Raw genomic sequence first — 19,498 nt, 5'->3', positions numbered from 1 at the left:
TTTGTCTTTTTTTCTGCTTAGTAAATTTCTTAAACATTTGCAGCGTAAGTTAGTTGCAATTAAAAGCAGCTGAATTTCGCTTGTCAAGCGTTTAAAACATAAAAAACGCCAATATTTTAAAGCGGATAATAACCCCAGGGCTTCTTTTGCCTTTTTTTCCGTTTGGTAAATTTCTTAATGTTTATAGCTAAACGACAACCGTCATCCCTAAGTATCCCGCTGCTTGTTAGCGGCTGAGATACCGCGAATGAATCGCGGTATGACGGTTCGCGGCAGGATGACGATAAGCTCGTCATCCCACTACTTGTTAGCGGCTAAGAGATACCGCGGCGGTATAGCTATAGGATGACAAAAAAAGGGCACTGTGACGAACTTAAATCACAATTATCAGTTAATGCTAATTACGGCATTATAAAAAACGCCAAACTTTTTTCTGCTTTTATGCAAGAAGTCTAGTCCATATATTCCTCCCACTTTTCCGTGACTTTTCTTACTATTTCCTCACTCATTTTAATTTTCTTTCCCCATTCTCGTTTGGTTTCAGGCGGGATTTTATTTGTCGCATCAAATCCCATTTTACCTCCAAGTCCACTTTCAGGGGAAGCAAAGTCTAAATAATCAATAGGTACACTTTCTATCATGATTGTATCACGCACAGGGTCCATCCTCGTTGACATTGCCCACATTACTTCCTTCCAATCACGTACATTTATATCATTATCAACAACGATAATAAACTTCGTGTATAAAAACTGCTTTAGAAAAGAAAGTATGCCCATAACAATTCTTTTTGCCTGCCCTGGATAGGATTTTTTTATCGACACTACCGCTATTCTATATGAGCAACCTTCCGGCGGCAGATAAAAGTCCACTATCTCTGGAAATTGATTAATAAGAATGGGCACAAAAATTTCATTGAGTGCTTCACCAAGAATCGATGGTTCATCAGGTGGCTTGCCAGTGAAAGTGCTGAGATAAATTGGATTTTTGCGCATAGTAATTGCAGTAATATTAAACTCAGGAAATTGCTCAACAGAATTATAGTAGCCAGTGTGGTCTCCGTATGGCCCTTCGTCTTGATAGCTATCCAAACTCACATAGCCTTCCAGAACGATTTCCGCGTGAGCTGGTACTTGAAGTGGAACAGTCTTACAATTTACAAGCTCAAGCGGCTTCTTTCGCAGTAGTCCAGCAAATTGGTATTCTGACAATGTTTCTGGCACTGGAGTTACCGCAGCAATAATCGTTGCAGGATCACTACCAATCACAGCAGCAGCAGGAAATTTCATATTTTGTTCCTTCTCTTTCCATCGTTTGTGGTGACCTGCACCACCACGATGTGCAAGCCAACGCATTAGTGTTGTTTTTTTATCTATAACCTGCATACGATATATTCCAAGATTAAAATTATCTTGCTTTTCTTTCGTGGGTCCTTTCGTTACCACAATTGGCCAGGTAATAAGTGGTGCAGGTTCATTTGGCCAGCATGTTTGAATGGGCAGTAGACTTAGGTCCACTTCATCTCCGGTTAGCACTACCTCTTGACATGGAGCCTTGCTCACGACTTTACTTCGCATCGATAACACGACTTTCAACAAAGGAAACATTTTTATAGCATCTTTAAAGTTTTTTGGCGGCTCAGGTGATTGCAAAAATGCTAAAAGTTTACCAAGATCTCTTAGCTCACCAGGATTTATGTTCAGTCCCAAGGCAATTCTTTCAATAGTACCGAATAAATTCACTAAAACTGGAATCGAATTTTTGCCGTTTTCTGTGACAACATTTTCAAAGATGATAGCTGGTCCTTTGTTTGACAAAACTCTGCGGTGAATTTCTGTCATTTCAAGAACAGTTGAAACCTCCTCCTTAATCCTAATCAGATCTTTTTTTTCCTCTAAGGCTTTAATGAAGTCACGTAAGTTGTTGTACATATTTTAAAGATTTTAAGTCTTTTAAGAAGTGTTTTTCCCAGCACAACCTATTCACTTATTATTATAGAGGCTCTAGAAAAATTATTCTCCAGCTCGCTTTTTAAGTTTTTATATTCAGTAGTGTTTAACTCTTCATTGGTAATAAAGCTTTTCTGTATAGCTACTATATCATTTAATTCTGTGCTGCCATTTTGATGTTTACATGACCTATTTACATATAACCATGGAGAATTTATTTCAAAATTCAATTCTGCACAGTTTTTAATCGCAATGTCTTTTATTACCGTATGCGTTTCACGAGTATGAGGAGTACCTATAAAAATGTCTGACACTTGGTCAGAAACTGTATTTACGACACCATTAAGCAAATTATTTTCTAAAGTTAAAACAAGTCCTAGGTTCGTCCTAAAAACTTTATTTTTTTGTTGTAATTCATACTTAATTGTAAGATCCTCTACATTACGCGAAGTAAGATCAGGCAATTCTAAGAATTTCTTTTCTTTTTCATTAAGATATACCCCACTAATTATATAAAAAACAGAATCTCTTAACTGCTCGTTTGAGTAATATAATCCAGCACTTGCTAAGCTCATAGCTGACTCCCCTTGCATAGTAAGCTGACCACGTTCGTTTACAACATTATCTTGTATAGTTAATTCACTATGGGATATAATTTTTGAATTTTCAGCTTGTACAGCAGGAATTTTTGTGTAGCTAACTTCTTTAGAATCCAATACTAAAGCAACTTTGTCAGCAACATCTGGAAAAATACCTTGTGCCATACTAACCTTATTAGTCGGATCAATCCAATATATTTTTCCACCTTTATTTGTTACTCTGAGCATCGTATGATTAAAATTACCCAGATTAGGTAATGCTTCGGAATTAGGAATGCTAGTAATTCCTCTCATAACTAGAGTAGGTTGAACTCTGTAACCAAGTTTTTGTAAAATAGCAGCCGTACTAACAGAAAAATCCTTACAATCTCCAGTTTGATAATCAGCAATTTTCTCTAAATCTCTTGGAAAAAATCGTCCTGACACTGTACGCCAATCTCCCGTGTATTGAATTTTCTCATTCAACAAAGAAGTAACAACGTTAATTTTCTCTTCATCAGTACTCTCATTGGCAGCAGATTCTGCTATGGCCGTAAAAATTGTAGGAAGTGGCTGAGTAATGACGTTATAATATCCAGGAGCTAATTTTTTTGCTAAATCCTCCCATTTAGATAGGCTTGACAGTGATACCCAAGTATTGTGCTTAAAATTCAATATTCCATTATGTGGCTCATTTATCAAACCTTCATAAATTGCCTTTTTTAAAGTAATGCTTATAGAATGTACACCATTCTTTTTCTCCTCAGCGATCTTTAATACGTTTCTTGGATCATTCACTCTAATCTCTAGAGGCAACTCAGAATTGATTTTAGTATTCTCTGCTTGAAAATACCGCCCATAATAAGAAAAGTGCAAACCATAAAAATTATCAATAGGAACTTTTTTATGAATTTGTTTATATTTTAGATATACTTCTGCACCAATTGTCATTTTAGGAAATGATATGGTTACTTGCCTTAGCTGATCGAAACCTTGAGGACTAGCCAACGCCTTGTCCTCTATCATGTTTTTAGCGACTACGTATTCCCTCCCATTGTAAGCTGTTTTAGCTTCTAAAATAGTGAGGTCTGCACTATCACCATTATAAATAAGACTGTATGGGGAGAATGCACTACGCCCAGATTCCTTGAGTACTTTTGCTTGGAGTTCTGATTCTAATTCATAAGTACCATCCCCATTAATATTAATGGTACTATTAGAAATTTTGATCTCAATGGGAGCATCTTCATACTTAGTCCACCTTGCTTCAACTGGAGGAGTTATAAAAAACACTAACAATGTTAAGTTAAAAAGAGTTTTTAAAAATTTCATTATGACACTCATATAGAATATTTAAAATTATCGGCATATTGACTGAAAAATTGTTTTATTACACCCACACGACGCGACCATACACTGCAATAAACTCAGCAAATGGGAAAAAGAGAAGCTTACTTCCTAGAATGGCTATTTCCTTTTTTTTACCAATATTTATCGCCGCGTTTGTTAGCATTATACATGGCAGTTATAAGATAATCAACTACCAAAATGTTTCACCACCCTCATCACCAAGTCTTCTGATGAACTTTGTGGTAATGTGCTTGAGTTTCATTGTACGTAAAGTTTGTACTTGCAGCAAAATTGGCTATAAAATACACTTGATACAAATGTTTTTATGTATTAACATTAGATGCTTCTTTTAATATACAGATAAATGTATACTAAAAGTTTTATGTTGTAGGTTTTTAAATAAATTGTATGTCTAGGGTATCGTTTTTATTAATTTTAATAATAGCAATAGCAAGCTTGCCGATAATAAATAATTGGCTCTCAAATCGCAGCCAAATGCTAAACGATGATTATATAGGTGAGAAATTAGATAATTATATAAGTAGAAATTTTGATAAGATCATAAAAACTCTCAAAGAGGAGTCGATTAAAAGTAGTTACGCTGCTCGAGATAATGTAACCAAAAGTAAAATTTCACAATACAAGGATCAAATATTTGACCTTACTTATCCTTACTCCGGAAATGAAAATAGTAGTGTTATAGCTGTAGGCTTCCTTGACTATTCTTGTGGACATTGCAAAGCTATAAAGAATGATATAAAGCAGTTAATTAACGACGGCAAAATTAAGTATATCTTTAGGGATGCTCCAATACTTGGTAACGCTTCTTTAAAGGCAGCAAAAAGTGCTTTAGCTGTCTATTTTCTCGATAAAGAAAAATATTTCGATTTTCACCATGCTGCTTTAAGTCACAAAGGAGAATTTTCAGACGAAAGCATATTGGATATAGTGAAAAACATAGGGATTGATGAGGACGATTTTAATGATTCCATAAAAGATAACGCGGACAAAATTGAGCAAATGATAAACAACAGTAGGCTTCTAGTAAGAGATTTGGGAGTAGGTGGTACACCTTTTTTAATAATTGGAGATAGCCTGTTTGTAGGAGCAACTGATTTGAATGTATTACGCAAAAAAGTAGATGAATTAAGTCACAAGCAAGGCTAGTTTCAATTTGCCATAAAATTTTATTTTTTTGCTTGACAACTCAAATGAACCTGAGTATAGTAATTGTGGGTATGACAGCAGTTTAACTCAGTGGTCTCATCCACTTTCCATGGCGTCATTTACTATGTGAAACGCTTTCAAATTACAACATTTTCTTCAACCAAACTATTTTACTTTCTCAGGAGGACATATGTCATTCACAGAAATTAGATTTCCAGAAAATATATCTTATGGTTCCACTGGAGGACCGGAATTTTCCACTGACGTTGTTAGAGGTTGTCCGGAAACAAGTAAAAGGCTATAATATCTGAAATTTTAGTACGGGGTAAAGATGAGAAAAAAGTATCCAACAGATCTAAGCGAAAGGGAATGGGCAAGAATAGAAAAACACTTCAGAGTATCATACAAGAAAGGAGGAAGGCCGCCAAAGTATAGCAAAAGAGAAATATTAGAAGCAATTTTCTATGTATTGCGTACAGGGTGTCAATGGCGGTATTTACCAAATGATTTTCCGCTATGGAAGACTGTGTATGAGCAGTTCAGGCAATGGAAGAAGCAGGGAATTTTTGAGAAAATGAATTATGAAATTACAAAATATAGTAGAAGAAAAATAGGAAGGAATGAGCAGCCGAGTGCCTGTATAGTAGATAGTCAATCTGTAAAGACTACAGAAAAGGGGGGATCAAAGGCTATGATGGAAGTAAAAAAGTAAAGGGTAGAAAAAGGCATATAATTACAGACACTCAGGGTTTTATACTAGGTTGTTACGTAGGCGCTGCTAACGAAAATGATAGAGATGGTATTAAAATAGCATTAAACAATATGAGAACAAAATATACTAAAGTTAAAAAAATGTGGGCTGACATGGGATACCAAGGAAGAAATTCAAAGAATCACATAAAGGAAGAATATGACATAGATATTGAAATTGTTACAAGGCCTCCATGTAGATTTTGGGTGCACAAAGATACGCCACCTGAGCTACTACCAACAAGAGAACAAGGGTTTAAAGTACAGCCAAGAAGATGGGTTGTAGAAAGGACTTTTGCTTGGGTTAATAGGAATAGAAGGCTATCGAAGGAGTATGATTTACTCACAACATCCACTGAGAATTTCATATACCTAGCTATGAGTAGGGTTATGTTAAAGAGGGAATATGCTTGAATTTACTAGTTTCCGGACAACCTCTTATACCAATTCCCATTACAGGGCAAACAGATGGACAATGATGGAAGAAAAGCCATACTGAAGTAAGTAAAATAGCGAGGTTTAAATGGCATTAAGATCAAAATTATTGGATGAAAAAGTAGTAGAATCAGCAAAAGAAATGCTGAAGAAAGTAAGGAATAATGCATATGTTTCAAAAAAACTAAATGCTGTAATTGCAGCAAAAAAGTACAGTATAACGGCTGTAGCAAAAATATATTGCATTTCAAGAAGCGCACTAACTTCGTGGGTAAAACTCTTGAAAATTGGCAGAGAAGAAAAACTGTTTGCTCCTTCACAACGTCGTAGAAAAACTAAATTAAATCAGGCTCAACTACAGCAAATTGAAGAGTGGATAGAAGAAAATCCTAATATCACCATTAAAGAAATGAGAATAAGAATCCAGGAAAAGTTCGGATTAAATATCAGCAAATCTACAGTACACCGCCATATGCAAAAGATGAAATTCTCATATATTACACCAAGACCAGTTCATAATGGACAAGATAAAAGCAAACAAGAGGAATTCAAAAAAAAATCTCAATGGAGCTATTAGCAAGTATCCAGAAAAAGAGCTATTTTTCTTTGATGAATCACGGTTTGGCACACATTCAAAAGTTGGACATGGGTGGTTTAAAAAGGGGATTAGAACACAGGTTAAAACAAAATTAGGTAGGCAAAATTTCTATCTCTATAGTGCAGTTAATCCTAGAAATGGAGAGAGTTCTAGCTTATTTGCACCAAATGTCAACACTGATTGCATGAACATATTTCTTGAGCAAATTTCGCAATATCTAGAAACACGAGAGGCTTTTCTCGTTATGGACTGTGCTAGTTGGCATAGGTCAAAAAATTTAAAGGTACCTAAAAATATCGACATTATATACCTACCTCCATACTCACCTGAGCTAAATCCTGTTGAGAGGCTTTGGTTATATATAAAACAGAACATTTTGCGCAATAAAATATACGATACAATTGCTCTACTTGAGGGTGCTTTGTGCAAATTTATTACTTCTCTTGCCAGCTCCACAATTAAACAACTCTGCAATGTTTCCTATTTGACTGGACAACAATGAGAATTGGTATTACAAATAAGCTATATAAAAAAGCTAGTGACTGTGAAAAAAAGAGGATGTATGAGTTTTTTAAGAAAGGGCTGGAATTAGAAATAATGTTTTGGGATGAGGCATATTACTCTAATATATCTAGCAAAGAATATTAGCAGCGGATTATTTACGTTAACTTGATCTTTTATCGATAACTACAGTGTTCAGTGGCATAATTAGGAGCTGTTACGGGTCAAATCTTTTAAAGGATATAATTGAGCATCCTTTTAATGTTGAGTTAGCGAATAACACCCTAAATATAGAGAACTTCAAATTCTATGCTCAACAAAAGACGTTGTTCTTAGGTGATTATATTCGTACCACCTTAATTACTGCATCCAAAATGGAAGATTATAGTAGTATTATCTCGCTTGCTGAAGTAGCCCAAAGAGTAGTGACTGTTAATAGAATGCTATATGACTACTACTTTACTATGTACGGTATAAGTCGCGAAAAGAAATCTCTTGAGTGTTTTAATTTCACTAATTTTCTTTTATCCATCTCGCATAGTAATACCTATGAGGCTATGACGGTTTTGTATTCTTGCATGTTTATATACGAGACTGTCGTTGATAGCATGAAAAATAGATTCAAGAAAAATAATAGATATAGGGATTGGTTTAATTTTTGTTACAGTGATTCAGTAAAGTCTGGATGCATTATTTTGGAAAATATTGTTGATGGATATTGCAGCAGAGCAAGAGAAAACGAAAAGAGCAGAATGCTTGAGTTGTTTAGAATAACTGCACAATTTGTGTTAGATTTTTTGAACGGTGCATATAATTTTTCAAGATTCAATCAATTTCCTAAGGAACATTGACAATTTTAAGCTAATTTGTATCCTTAATAAGTATTTTTTAAAATGCTATGAAAAGTAAAGAACATGATTTTCATTTAGTGGATCCAAGCCCTTGGCCAATTGCTGTATCAGCAGCAATTCTTATTCTTGCACTTGGATTAGTTGGCGCGCTTCATAAACAAATTGTCGGAATGTTTTGTTTAGTTTTGGGAATCTCCGCAGTATCAGGGGTGCTGTTTTATTGGTGGAGAGATGTAATAAGGGAGGCCATTTATGACAAATGTCACACTGCCATTGTAAAACATGGACTCAAATTTGCAATGTACTTGTTTATTCTCTCGGAGGTCGTATTTTTTATAGTGTTCTTTTGTTCATTCTTTAAAGCCTGGCTTGATCCAGTTTTTTTATTTGAGGCGTTTTCTCCTGCAAAAAAAGTTGAATGGCCCCCTGAGGGAATTTTGCCACCTGATCCGTGGTCACTACCATTCATGAATACATTAATATTATTGCTTTCTGGTACAACAATTACTTGGGCAAATCACTCTTTACTTAAAAATGATAAAAAGAGCATGATTAAAATGCTGTCCATAACTATATTGCTTGGAGTTTTTTTTATAATAGTGCAAGCAATAGAGTATCATGAAGCGAGTTTTTCTCTACAAGAAACAGGAGAAAAGCTTATTTATACATCCAATTTTTATATGATTACCGGTTTTCACTGCGCACACGTTATAATAGGAATAATATTTTTATCAGTGTGTTTATTTAGAGCACGGAAAGGCCAATTTACACTTCAGGACCATTTGTGCTTTGAGTTTGCCTCCTGGTATTGGCACTTTGTAGATGTAGTCTGGATATTTTTATTTTTGTTTGTCTATTGGTTAAGCGTTTATTAAGTGGTTAAAATAATAGGTCTAGATCCAGGAATAAGCAAGACTGGGTGGGCCATTATCAGCCTGAACGAAAAAAATAATATTGAATTTTTGGGCGGCGGTACCATATCAACTGATGGTAAATTGGGTACAGGTGAACGCCTACATACAATTTTTGAACAATTAAAGAAAGTAATTTCCCTATACTCTCCGAATGAAGCTGCGGTGGAGAAAATTTTTGTTAATAAAAATCCTAAATCTTCACTAACTTTAGGATATGCAAGAGGGGTTGTAATTTTAGCGTTAAAAATAACAAAGCTAACTATGAATGAATATGATGCAAACTATGTAAAAAAAAGCATTACCGGAAATGGCCATGCTGATAAGGATCAGATGATATTTATGGTGAAGCAAATAGTTAAAAATTTGAGTATAAAATGCCACCATGCTGCTGACGCTCTTGCTGTAGCAATTTGTCATGCTTATACGAAAGGTTCTTGTTTTGTTGAGTAACTTTTATATGGGATTCAGTTTGAAGATTTCCAGATCTGGAAAAACTATTTGATTGTATTTATCTTGTCTAACGTTCGTTGCAAAATAATACATGCGGAGATTTTATCATCTATTTTTTTCGATTTTGTGATTGATATTCCAGTGATTTTTAGTGTATGAGTTGCAATAGATGTTGATAAGCTCTCGTCTTGTAAGTATATATTTACTTTATATTTTTTTATTATTTTATTTGCAAATTGGATTATGGTTTTACACCATTTAGTTTCTTGCTCGTCTATGTTTAATGGTATTCCTATTACCATTGATCCAGCTTCATTTTCTTTGAATATTCTATGTAGATAACCTAAATCTTTGCTCATATTTTTTCTGTGATATATGCTATGAGCTGTGGCTATGAGCTGTGTTTTATCGCTAAATGCTATGCCTATTTGCTTTTCTCCCATGTCAAGGCACATTATGCGCTTATCTTTTGGAATAGACTTTAGAAACTCATCTGGATTTCTATGTAGCATCTATTAGACTTCCTTTAAAGTGACCTTACCAAAAAAGTGGAGAGAAAGTTAAGAAAATTTTTTACAAAAAGAATAATGAATCAAATTGCTCAGGAATGCAATAGACTTCTTGCATAACCCAAACTAAGTAGAAAAAAGGTATCATCTAAGTAGCTGACACTGGTTTCCATCCAAAAGGGCAGTGCCCCTATGATGTCATTCCAGTGCTTGACACTGGAATCCAGACTTTAATTGTTATACTTGTAAATAAGTCTGGTGAGAATAGACGTTCATCTCAAAATGCAGTATTTTTGTTGAAATAGCTCAACTGGATTCCAGCGTCACGCGCTGGAATGACACCTTTGTGTTTGCATAGCTGTACGAACATTGTGATTTGAGAGCAATCTCCACAAGGGAGGATGTCATTCCAGTGCCCAGACACTGGAATCCAGGAAAAAGAATGGTGTCATCCAAGTAGCTGACACTGGGATGGCTTTGTTGCATAGCAACTGAAAAATCTGGTGGCTACTGACAAAATTCATTATAAAATAGCCATTTAACCTTGAAAGAAAAAATATGCCACAAAAAATGAGGGTCAGTAACCATAGCGAATATAACAAATTTCTAGAAAAAAGAGGAAATATTTTTCATTATATCAACGAAGCCATAGAAAAGTGGTACGAGAATGGTCCAAAAATACCAGGTGGCAACAATATTTATAGCGATAAAGTTGTAATTTTGGTGCACATAATAACTTGTTTATTTAGAATAGGCCTGAGGCAAACAGTTGGGTTTATAGCAGGATACCTTGAGCAAATTGGGAAAAATTTGCAAGTTATCAGCTATTCACAATCATCAAGAAGGTTTAAGAAACTCAATATTAAGATCAATGATTGCAGAAAATAATATGGAAGATATCGAAATTGCTATAGACAGTACAGGAATTAGTATATACAACAACACTCCTGGTCATAGCAAAGAAAATAGCGAAGATAGAAAGTATCGCAGCTATGAACAGACAAGAAAATTGCATGTAATGTTGAATACAAACAGCAAAAAAGCCATAGCTGTAAAATACAGTAACGGTGTCTACTCTGATCACTATGGAGCTTGTGATTTGCTAAAAGAAGTCGATTTTCAGTATGTCATAAAAGTACTATATGCAGATAGGGCATATGACAGAGAAAAGCTCTATAAGCTGTGTAATCAATATGGTATAAAAACGAAAATTCCTCCGAAAAACAACGCAGCAGAGCATCCAAAATTGGATTATATGCTTGATAGAAATGCCGCTATTCAGTTAATGAAATTACATGGTGAGAATGGTATAAAAAGATGGAAAGAAGAAGTAAATTACGGAAAAAGATCGTATATTGAAGGATTTTTCTCAAGGTTGAAGCGAATATTTGGGTTTAGTTTTAGGAGCAAATCTGAAATTAATCGTGAGAAGGAACTGCTACTCAAGTGTTATTTGCTTAACAAATTTACTGAAATAGGCATGGCTAAGTTTGAGATAGCTTCATGAATTTATTGTACGTTACCTACTATCCGAAGAGCGATGCAACAAAGCCCACTGGGATCCAGAAGACTTAATTTCAACCAAATAATAAAGGCTGGATCCCAGTGCTTGGCACTGGAATGACAGCAATCCTACGTCATACCGCGATTCATTCGCGGTATCTCGGCCGCTAACAAGTAGCGGGATGACGGTTATCGTTTAGCTACAAACATTAAGAAATTTACCAAACGAAAAAAAAGGCAAAAGAAGCCCCGTGGTTGGCTAATTACTTACATTATACTTTCAAGTATGGCGTTTTTTTATTCTAAACACTTAATAACCGCGATTCAGTTGCTTTTAAACCGCAACTAATCTAAATTATAAACGTTAAGAAATTTACTAAACAGAAAAAAAGGCAAAAGAAACCCTAGGGTAGCTAGTTATTCACTATCCATTTTTTAAGTTGGCGTTTTTTTATGTTTTAAACGCTTTATAAGCGCGTTTCAGCTTATGTAGGTAGAAGTTTTATAAAGACATAAGGTGCACATAGTGCAAAAAATTAAACATGAGACGCCAGATACGTGAGTTTTTTTGTCATTTAATCTGTACAGAGAAGATAAATAAATAGCTTCAATTTTATGATAAGAGGGCTGGCGAAGCTTGTCAAGTAATCTTTTGCATTTAACCCGTTTCTATGGGTAAAACAATCTGCATACCACTTAGCTAACATGAGTTTTGTTTTGACTTTTTGTGCTAATTTTGCAGAATATTAAGATTATCATTTAAATAAAATACATGACGAAAGAGGATTGGGAAGCGGTAATTGGGCTTGAGGTACACGCTCAAGTTTCTTCTAATGCGAAGCTATTTTCTAGCTCATCAACGGAATTTGGTGCTGAGCATAACACTCAAGTTTCTCTAGTTGATGCGGCAATGCCAGGTACGCTGCCAATACTAAATTATTACTGCATAGAGCAAGCAATACGCACTGGTCTTGCACTTTCTGCAGAAATTAATAAGTATTCTTACTTTGATCGGAAAAATTATTTTTATCCTGATTTACCTCAAGGTTACCAGATAACTCAGTTTTTTGAGCCAATAGTTAAAAACGGTAGAGTATTTATCAACGACAATGAAAAAGAAATAAGAATTGCGAGAATTCATTTAGAGCAAGATGCAGGAAAGAGCGTTCATGAGGAAAGCAAAACTTATGTAGATTTAAATCGTGCAGGGGTTGCTTTAATGGAAATTGTTTCAGAACCAGATCTCCGTTCATCTGCGGAAGCTGCAGAATGCATGAAAAAATTGAGGCAGATTTTGCGTTACATTGGTTCGTGTGATGGTGATATGGAAAAGGGATCACTTCGTTGTGATGCAAATGTTTCTGTCCGCCTAAAAGGCAGTAGCGCACTTGGCACTCGTTGTGAGATAAAAAATCTGAACTCGATACGTTATATTGTGCAAGCTATAGACTATGAAATACAAAGACAAATTGAAATTTTAGAAAGTGGGGAAGAAATAAGTCAAGATACCTTATTGTTTGATGTTGCTTCGGGAAAAACAAAAGTGATGCGAAACAAAGAAGATGCAAGCGACTATAGATACTTCCCTGAGCCTGATTTATTACCTGTTGAGGTAAGCCAGGATAAAATCGATTCTATTAAATCATCTTTGCCTGAGTTGCCAGATCAAAAAAAGCTGCGATACATTGAGGAATTGGGTATCAACGAATACGATGCAAACGTCATTACTTCCGATAAGGCGATTGCTGATTACTTTGAGGAATTGATAAAAAAACATGATTCAAAGCTCGCGGTCACCTGGTTAACTGTAGAGCTTTTCGGTCGTTTAAATAAAGCAGGTATTGATATTGTGAGCTCCCCAATCAAAGCAAATGCTTTGTCCGAACTCTTAGATTTTATCGTTGATGGAACAATCTCTGCTAAACTTGGCAAGCAGGTATTCGATAGTATGTTTGAAACTGGCAAACCTGCATCTTTAATTATAGAAGAGCAAGACCTAAAACAAATAACCGATAGAGGTCAAATATCAGGAGTTATCGACACAATCGTCAATAACAACCAAGATAAAGTTCAAGAATACAAAAGCGGTAAAACAAAGTTATACGGATTCTTTGTCGGCGAAGTTATGAAACTTACCAAAGGAAAAGCCAGCCCTGATGTGGTGAATTCAATTTTGAGTGAGAGATTAGAGTGAGGTGCCTGTAAGATTATCCTGCTCGGCAGTTAAGCGCACCTTTCATGGTATTATGTATCAAGCGAGATGGCTAATGCTGTTTCCTAAACATGCAGTAGATAGAGAGTATTCTTTCCGCCTATTCACAGAGAAAAAATCAGCTAAGGATTTTGATGATATTGTTCTTCGGTATGAACAAGATGGGAAAATAGTACATAGATTCATACAAGTCAAGCACAGGCAGGGTAGGCACAAAAAGATCAGCATAGGTGACTTATTAACACCGGGAAAGAATGGTGCGTTTGGCTTAATAAAATATCTCATTGCTTATTTAAAGATCAAAAGTAGTGGAGAGTTTGAGGGTGAAATAAAGGATTTTTTTATTGCCACAAATGTCGGTTTTGACTTTGAAAGTCTAGCAGATAAGGGAATTTCATTTACAAGAATGAACACAGAAGATGAGTTTCTGAATATAGGCAGTAGTGTAATACCAATTCCCATTACAGGGCAAACAGATGGACAATGATGGAAGAAAAGCCATACTGAAGTAAGTAAAATAGCGAGGTTTAAATGGCATTAAGATCAAAATTATTGGATGAAAAAGTAGTAGAATCAGCAAAAGAAATGCTGAAGAAAGTAATGAATAATGCATATGTTTCAAAAAAACTAAATGCTGTAATTGCAGCAAAAAAGTACAGTATAACGGCTGTAGCAAAAATATATTGCATTTCAAGAAGCGCACTAACTTCGTGGGTAAAACTCTTGAAAATTGGCAGAGAAGAAAAACTGTTTGCTCCTTCACAACGTCGTAGAAAAACTAAATTAAATCAGGCTCAACTACAGCAAATTGAAGAGTGGATAGAAGAAAATCCTAATATCACCATTAAAGAAATGAGAATAAGAATCCAGGAAAAGTTCGGATTAAATATCAGCAAATCTACAGTACACCGCCATATGCAAAAGATGAAATTCTCATATATTACACCAAGACCAGTTCATAATGGACAAGATAAAAGCAAACAAGAGGAATTCAAAAAAAAATCTCAATGGAGCTATTAGCAAGTATCCAGAAAAAGAGCTATTTTTCTTTGATGAATCACGGTTTGGCACACATTCAAAAGTTGGACATGGGTGGTTTAAAAAGGGGATTAGAACACAGGTTAAAACAAAATTAGGTAGGCAAAATTTCTATCTCTATAGTGCAGTTAATCCTAGAAATGGAGAGAGTTCTAGCTTATTTGCACCAAATGTCAACACTGATTGCATGAACATATTTCTTGAGCAAATTTCGCAATATCTAGAAACACGAGAGGCTTTTCTCGTTATGGACTGTGCTAGTTGGCATAGGTCAAAAAATTTAAAGGTACCTAAAAATATCGACATTATATACCTACCTCCATACTCACCTGAGCTAAATCCTGTTGAGAGGCTTTGGTTATGTATAAAACAGAACATTTTGCGCAATAAAATATACGATACAATTGCTCTACTTGAGGGTGCTTTGTGCAAATTTATTACTTCTCTTGCCAGCTCCACAATTAAACAACTCTGCAATGTTTCCTATTTGACTGGACAACAATGAGAATTGGTATAAGAGGTTGTCCGGAAACAAGTAAATTCAAGCATATTCCCTCTTTAACATAACCCTACTCATAGCTAGGTATATGAAATTCTCAGTGGATGTTGTGAGTAAATCATACTCCTTCGATAGCCTTCTATTCCTATTAACCCAAGCAAAAGTCCTTTCTACAACCCATCTTCTTGGCTGTACTTTAAACCCTTGTTCTCTTGTTGGTAGTAGCTCAGGTGGCGTATCTTTGTGCACCCAAAATCTACATGGAGGCCTTGTAACAATTTCAATATCTATGTCATATTCTTCCTTTATGTGATTCTTTGAATTTCTTCCTTGGTATCCCATGTCAGCCCACATTTTTTTAACTTTAGTATATTTTGTTCTCATATTGTTTAATGCTATTTTAATACCATCTCTATCATTTTCGTTAGCAGCGCCTACGTAACAACCTAGTATAAAACCCTGAGTGTCTGTAATTATATGCCTTTTTCTACCCTTTACTTTTTTACTTCCATCATAGCCTTTGATCCCCCCTTTTCTGTAGTCTTTACAGATTGACTATCTACTATACAGGCACTCGGCTGCTCATTCCTTCCTATTTTTCTTCTACTATATTTTGTAATTTCATAATTCATTTTCTCAAAAATTCCCTGCTTCTTCCATTGCCTGAACTGCTCATACACAGTCTTCCATAGCGGAAAATCATTTGGTAAATACCGCCATTGACACCCTGTACGCAATACATAGAAAATTGCTTCTAATATTTCTCTTTTGCTATACTTTGGCGGCCTTCCTCCTTTCTTGTATGATACTCTGAAGTGTTTTTCTATTCTTGCCCATTCCCTTTCGCTTAGATCTGTTGGATACTTTTTTCTCATCTTTACCCCGTACTAAAATTTCAGATATTATAGCCTTTTACTTGTTTCCGGACAACCTCTAACTATTAATGTTCTATAATATACATATTTCCAAACTATGTCAATTATTTCATAAATATCTTTGGTAAAAATTATTTCTGTTATGACTAGCATGATAAGTGTATGAAGCGACTAAAATTGTCATTACAGCGCTTAGTGTACGACAGTGCTCCAACATTTAGGGTTGCAGTTTTCATGGCAGATCTGAGTAGCTGACCCATCTAAGAGGTGTCATTCAAGTAGCTGACACTGGAATGGCTTTGTTGCATCGCACCTTATACGGTAGTAATTTACAATAAATTCATGTAGCCATTTCGAATTTAGTCATTTCAGTGTTGGCTACTTGGATGACACCACCTGCTATGCTGCAAATTGCAACGTTCGTACACTAAAGTATAGTGTGTTACTAACGAAGGCAAACAAATATCTGCTTTATGAAAACGTTAATATTTTTCATTGAAATAATACATAAATACTAGAAAAACCTTGGCAGGTTATTCGCGTTTGATTATCATAGAGAATTATATAAATTAATAAATGATCTATGGCAAGTAACCCAGAAGAAAGAAATAGTGATAAACAAAAAGCGCTAGATAACGCCATAAGCCAGATTGAAAAAGCATTCGGTAAAGGTGCAATAATGAAGTTGAAGCAAAACCCTGTAGAAAAAATAGACACAATATCCACAGGATCAATTGCGCTTGATTCGGCTCTAGGTGTTGGAGGTCTGCCAAAAGGGCGTATAATTGAAATATTTGGCCCCGAGAGTTCTGGTAAAACCACTCTTGCCTTGCACGTGATTGCTGAAGCACAAAAAAAAGGAGGATCATGCGCATTTATCGATGCAGAACATGCATTGGATGTCTTATATGCTCGTAAACTTGGGGTAAGCACTGATGATTTAGTGATTTCACAACCAGACACTGGAGAGCAGGCGTTGCATATTGTTGAGTATTTAGTGTGTTCTGGTGCGGTTGATGTGATAGTTATTGACTCTGTCGCAGCATTAACTCCAAGAGCTGAAATTGAAGGTGATATGGGTGATCAACATATGGGGCTGCAAGCAAGGCTTCTAAGTCATGGGCTACGGAAACTAACCTCTGCCGTTTCAAAAGCGAACTGTATATTGATATTTATTAATCAAATTCGTATGAAAATAGGAGTAGTGTATGGAAATCCTGAAACTACCACGGGTGGAAATGCATTAAAATTCTATACTTCTGTAAGGCTTGATATAAGAAAAGTTGGTGTAATAAAAGACAAAGAAAATATTACAGGTAATGAAACAAGAGTTAAAGTTGTAAAAAATAAAGTTGCTCCTCCATTTAGAGAAGCGAAATTTGATATAATGTACAATGAAGGTATATCAAAACTCGGAGAAATAATAGATATGGGAGCAAAGCTTGGTGTGCTTGAAAAAGCAGGCGCTTACTATTCATATAACAACACACGTCTTGGGCAAGGAAGAGAGAATGTAAAAACTTACCTAAAAACAAACAAAGAAGTCGCAAATGAAATAGAAACGAAAATCAGAGATTTACTCAGAAATCATGATAATTCTATCATAATAGACGAGGATAGTGAGCAACTTTTAGAAGAATCAGTTTTCTGATCTAAACTTAGGCATTAGATTTTGTGTTGGACGGGTTGTTACAGTATGACGGTAATTCTATGTGCTAATATAACAATCTGTAATGTTACCTTGTATCAAAAAGACTTTGCTGAAGCAGTTAAAAAAAGCTTTTCATGAGAAATTATAAATGATAAATTGTTAACAATAGGTTATTGTTAATAAGATTATGTGTTTTGGTTTACCTAATATAAACAGGGAAGGTTATTCATTTATAGTAGTTTCCTTTATAGTAACGTGTATAGCATTCTCTATATCTTGGGGGTTTGGCGTTACGTGCTTGTTTCCGACATTATTGTGTACTTATTTCTTTCGTGATCCAGCAAGAGCTGTGCCAAACAATAAGAATCTTATACTAAGTCCTGCTGATGGTGTGATTTCAAAAATTGAAGAAGTTAATTATCCTTTATCAGCAGAAAACGGAGAGGAGAAGAAGTTTACGCTTGTTAGCATATTTTTAAGTGTTTTGAACGTCCATGTGAACCGTATACCAATATCTGGTACGATAAAGGAAATGAGTTATAAAAAAGGCAAGTTTGTATCCGCAATGAGCAATAGGTCTAGTAATGAAAATGAAAAGCAGGTTATTGTAATTGAATACGAAAAGGGGAAAGAAATTATTGTGGAGCAAATAGCTGGATTAATTGCACGTCGTATCGTTTGTAATTTAGGAATATCCCAGAACGTAAAAGCAGGTGAAAGGTTTGGAATTATAAGGTTTGGCAGTAGAGTGAATATCTATGTTCCTGCTGATACAGAAGTCAGAGTTTCAGAAGGGCAAACTGTTATTGGTGGTGAAACAATTATAGCAAACTTAAATAAGGAAAACGTTCAAGAGAAGCTTACTTTTGACGTTATATGAATAACGATGGAAGTAACAGTAGATTCTTACCTATTACTAAATTATTCCCAAACTTTATAACTTTATTGGGTTTATGTTCTGGTCTCACTTCACTTAAATTTACATTTAATGAACAATGGGAATTCTCAGTAATTTTTATCATCATTGCAGCAATAATAGATGGAATGGATGGCAGAATAGCTAGAATTCTAAAATCAACTAGCGATTTTGGAGCCCAGCTTGATTCTTTTGCAGATTTTCTAAATTTTGGTGCAGCGCCTGCATTTCTTTTGTATTTTTGGAAGCTAAACGAAATCAAAGTCATAGGTTGGATTTTAGTAATGATATACGTAATCTGCATATCAATAAGACTTGCAAGATTTAATGTTTCGCTACACTCAGAACAACCATACTGGGAAAAATTTTTCTTTTCTGGTGTTCCAGCTCCAGTGTGTGCTTTACTTTCTTTGTTACCAATAATTATTACCTTTCAATCTCATGAGAGTGAATACTTACTTCTCATAGAGCGATTTTTTAACACAAGAAACGTAGCTTGTTACTTTCTGGCCATTTCATTTTTTTCGATAAGTCACATTCCAACTTTCTCTGCAAAATATATTTATATTCCCAAAAGCCTATCCTATATATTTGTGTCATTTTTTGGAGTACTTATTGTATTTTTCATCAGTAAGCCCTGGATGACTCTACCAATTTTAGGTATAGTGTATACACTTACTATTCCAATAAGCATCGGGTTTTACATATATTTTACATATAAAACTCGTTAGCTAACAAAAAATAGAAAACTG

At 35.1% G+C, this 19,498-nt stretch carries 18 protein-coding genes and 2 pseudogenes; 16 read left to right on the top strand and 4 right to left on the bottom strand.

Features of this window, described 5'->3' with window-relative positions; all coding sequences use genetic code 11:
* Positions 1-452 precede the first annotated feature (452 nt).
* Both ABWU31_RS01455 and ABWU31_RS01450 read right to left on the bottom strand, forming a co-directional pair.
* The gene (locus ABWU31_RS01455) at positions 453-1,931 is read right to left on the bottom strand and encodes a UbiD family decarboxylase (RefSeq protein WP_077188460.1); all 1,479 of its coding nucleotides are present in this window, start codon (positions 1,929-1,931) and stop codon (positions 453-455) included.
* A gap of 47 nt (positions 1,932-1,978) precedes the next feature.
* On the bottom strand, positions 1,979-3,859 hold the full coding sequence (locus tag ABWU31_RS01450) for a DUF3857 domain-containing protein (protein WP_236514513.1): 1,881 nt from the start codon (positions 3,857-3,859) through the stop codon (positions 1,979-1,981).
* Between the two features lie 426 nt (positions 3,860-4,285).
* On the opposite strand from ABWU31_RS01450, the gene ABWU31_RS01445 reads away from it, so the two are divergent.
* The 8 genes and pseudogenes from ABWU31_RS01445 to ruvC all read left to right on the top strand — a co-directional run bounded on the left by ABWU31_RS01445 (position 4,286) and on the right by ruvC (position 9,543).
* Positions 4,286-5,044, top strand: a complete 759-nt coding sequence (locus tag ABWU31_RS01445) for a DsbA family protein (RefSeq protein WP_236514514.1) — start codon at positions 4,286-4,288, stop codon at positions 5,042-5,044.
* Between the two features lie 190 nt (positions 5,045-5,234).
* Positions 5,235-5,330: pseudogene (locus tag ABWU31_RS01440) on the top strand (TIGR02217 family protein); the annotation flags it as partial.
* Positions 5,331-5,375: 45 nt separating this feature from the next.
* Positions 5,376-6,208 (top strand): IS5-like element ISWpi1 family transposase gene (locus ABWU31_RS01435; protein WP_353271062.1). Its coding sequence is split into 2 segments (ribosomal slippage): positions 5,376-5,745 and positions 5,745-6,208, totalling 834 coding nucleotides; the frame shifts between segments, so codons are not numbered across the junction.
* Between the two features lie 109 nt (positions 6,209-6,317).
* Positions 6,318-7,329 (top strand): IS630 family transposase gene (locus ABWU31_RS01430; protein WP_265029767.1). Its coding sequence is split into 2 segments (ribosomal slippage): positions 6,318-6,779 and positions 6,781-7,329, totalling 1,011 coding nucleotides; the frame shifts between segments, so codons are not numbered across the junction.
* Between the two features lie 8 nt (positions 7,330-7,337).
* A pseudogene (locus ABWU31_RS01425) lies at positions 7,338-7,475 on the top strand (TenA family transcriptional regulator); the annotation flags it as partial.
* Between the two features lie 44 nt (positions 7,476-7,519).
* A complete protein-coding gene (locus ABWU31_RS01420) occupies positions 7,520-8,179 on the top strand; it encodes a TenA family protein (protein WP_010962391.1) in 660 nt (219 codons plus the stop codon).
* 47 nt (positions 8,180-8,226) lie between these two features.
* The gene (locus ABWU31_RS01415) at positions 8,227-9,054 is read left to right on the top strand and encodes a cytochrome c oxidase subunit 3 (protein ID WP_006279354.1); all 828 of its coding nucleotides are present in this window, start codon (positions 8,227-8,229) and stop codon (positions 9,052-9,054) included.
* Complete coding sequence (gene ruvC, locus ABWU31_RS01410; RefSeq protein ID WP_015588791.1) at positions 9,055-9,543, top strand: crossover junction endodeoxyribonuclease RuvC; 489 nt, start codon at positions 9,055-9,057, stop codon at positions 9,541-9,543.
* 44 nt (positions 9,544-9,587) lie between these two features.
* On the opposite strand, the gene ruvX is transcribed toward ruvC, so the two are convergent.
* Entirely contained in the window at positions 9,588-10,055 is a 468-nt protein-coding gene (gene ruvX / locus ABWU31_RS01405) for a Holliday junction resolvase RuvX (protein WP_077188502.1), read from the bottom strand.
* A 555-nt stretch (positions 10,056-10,610) separates the two neighbouring features.
* Between ruvX and ABWU31_RS01400 the strand changes: the two genes are divergently transcribed.
* The 5 genes from ABWU31_RS01400 to ABWU31_RS01380 all read left to right on the top strand — a co-directional run bounded on the left by ABWU31_RS01400 (position 10,611) and on the right by ABWU31_RS01380 (position 15,310).
* Positions 10,611-10,940 (top strand): transposase, encoded by a 330-nt coding sequence (locus ABWU31_RS01400; RefSeq protein ID WP_007548762.1) that lies wholly within the window; start codon positions 10,611-10,613, stop codon positions 10,938-10,940.
* The gene (locus ABWU31_RS01395) at positions 10,924-11,559 is read left to right on the top strand and encodes a transposase (protein WP_082246250.1); all 636 of its coding nucleotides are present in this window, start codon (positions 10,924-10,926) and stop codon (positions 11,557-11,559) included. The genes ABWU31_RS01400 and ABWU31_RS01395 overlap by 17 nt, the downstream gene beginning before the upstream one ends.
* 768 nt (positions 11,560-12,327) lie before the next feature.
* Complete coding sequence (gatB, locus tag ABWU31_RS01390) at positions 12,328-13,749, top strand: Asp-tRNA(Asn)/Glu-tRNA(Gln) amidotransferase subunit GatB (protein ID WP_353271274.1); 1,422 nt, start codon at positions 12,328-12,330, stop codon at positions 13,747-13,749.
* Positions 13,750-13,801: 52 nt separating this feature from the next.
* On the top strand, positions 13,802-14,254 hold the full coding sequence (locus ABWU31_RS01385) for a hypothetical protein (protein ID WP_353271273.1): 453 nt from the start codon (positions 13,802-13,804) through the stop codon (positions 14,252-14,254).
* A gap of 44 nt (positions 14,255-14,298) precedes the next feature.
* Positions 14,299-15,310 (top strand): IS630 family transposase gene (locus ABWU31_RS01380; protein WP_353271270.1). Its coding sequence is split into 2 segments (ribosomal slippage): positions 14,299-14,760 and positions 14,762-15,310, totalling 1,011 coding nucleotides; the frame shifts between segments, so codons are not numbered across the junction.
* 36 nt (positions 15,311-15,346) lie between these two features.
* On the opposite strand, the gene ABWU31_RS01375 is transcribed toward ABWU31_RS01380, so the two are convergent.
* A protein-coding gene (locus tag ABWU31_RS01375) for an IS5-like element ISWpi1 family transposase (RefSeq protein ID WP_353271062.1) occupies positions 15,347-16,179 on the bottom strand; the annotation gives its coding sequence in 2 pieces (ribosomal slippage) (positions 15,347-15,810 and positions 15,810-16,179; 834 coding nt in all).
* Positions 16,180-16,762: 583 nt separating this feature from the next.
* Here ABWU31_RS01375 and recA point away from each other — a divergent pair.
* The 3 genes from recA (at position 16,763) to ABWU31_RS01360 (ending at position 19,477) form a co-directional block, all read left to right on the top strand.
* Complete coding sequence (gene recA, locus ABWU31_RS01370) at positions 16,763-17,830, top strand: recombinase RecA (protein ID WP_010963008.1); 1,068 nt, start codon at positions 16,763-16,765, stop codon at positions 17,828-17,830.
* Positions 17,831-18,017: 187 nt separating this feature from the next.
* On the top strand, positions 18,018-18,710 hold the full coding sequence (locus ABWU31_RS01365) for a phosphatidylserine decarboxylase (RefSeq protein ID WP_007548750.1): 693 nt from the start codon (positions 18,018-18,020) through the stop codon (positions 18,708-18,710).
* Positions 18,707-19,477, top strand: coding sequence for a CDP-alcohol phosphatidyltransferase family protein (locus ABWU31_RS01360; protein ID WP_015589351.1), 771 nt, complete (start codon positions 18,707-18,709; stop codon positions 19,475-19,477). The genes ABWU31_RS01365 and ABWU31_RS01360 overlap by 4 nt, the downstream gene beginning before the upstream one ends.
* The last annotated feature ends 21 nt before the right edge of the window (positions 19,478-19,498 follow it).

The sequence above is a fragment of the Wolbachia endosymbiont (group A) of Alloplasta piceator genome (genome assembly GCF_964028505.1).
Taxonomy (GTDB): Bacteria; Pseudomonadota; Alphaproteobacteria; order Rickettsiales; family Anaplasmataceae; genus Wolbachia; species Wolbachia pipientis.
Note: the sequence above shows the minus strand (reverse complement) of the source record. Positions and strands in the feature narration are given on the sequence as shown.

Coding starts and splice junctions, on each gene's coding strand:
- ruvX (WP_077188502.1), bottom strand. CDS start 10,055: ATGCTACATAGAAATCCAGATGAGTTTCTAAAGTCTATTCCAAAAGAT.
- recA (WP_010963008.1), top strand. CDS start 16,763: ATGGCAAGTAACCCAGAAGAAAGAAATAGTGATAAACAAAAAGCGCTA.
- gatB (WP_353271274.1), top strand. CDS start 12,328: ATGACGAAAGAGGATTGGGAAGCGGTAATTGGGCTTGAGGTACACGCT.
- ABWU31_RS01455 (WP_077188460.1), bottom strand. CDS start 1,931: ATGTACAACAACTTACGTGACTTCATTAAAGCCTTAGAGGAAAAAAAA.
- ABWU31_RS01400 (WP_007548762.1), top strand. CDS start 10,611: ATGCCACAAAAAATGAGGGTCAGTAACCATAGCGAATATAACAAATTT.
- ABWU31_RS01365 (WP_007548750.1), top strand. CDS start 18,018: ATGTGTTTTGGTTTACCTAATATAAACAGGGAAGGTTATTCATTTATA.
- ABWU31_RS01395 (WP_082246250.1), top strand. CDS start 10,924: ATGATTGCAGAAAATAATATGGAAGATATCGAAATTGCTATAGACAGT.
- ABWU31_RS01385 (WP_353271273.1), top strand. CDS start 13,802: ATGTATCAAGCGAGATGGCTAATGCTGTTTCCTAAACATGCAGTAGAT.
- ABWU31_RS01450 (WP_236514513.1), bottom strand. CDS start 3,859: ATGAAATTTTTAAAAACTCTTTTTAACTTAACATTGTTAGTGTTTTTT.
- ABWU31_RS01445 (WP_236514514.1), top strand. CDS start 4,286: ATGTCTAGGGTATCGTTTTTATTAATTTTAATAATAGCAATAGCAAGC.
- ABWU31_RS01415 (WP_006279354.1), top strand. CDS start 8,227: ATGAAAAGTAAAGAACATGATTTTCATTTAGTGGATCCAAGCCCTTGG.
- ABWU31_RS01360 (WP_015589351.1), top strand. CDS start 18,707: ATGAATAACGATGGAAGTAACAGTAGATTCTTACCTATTACTAAATTA.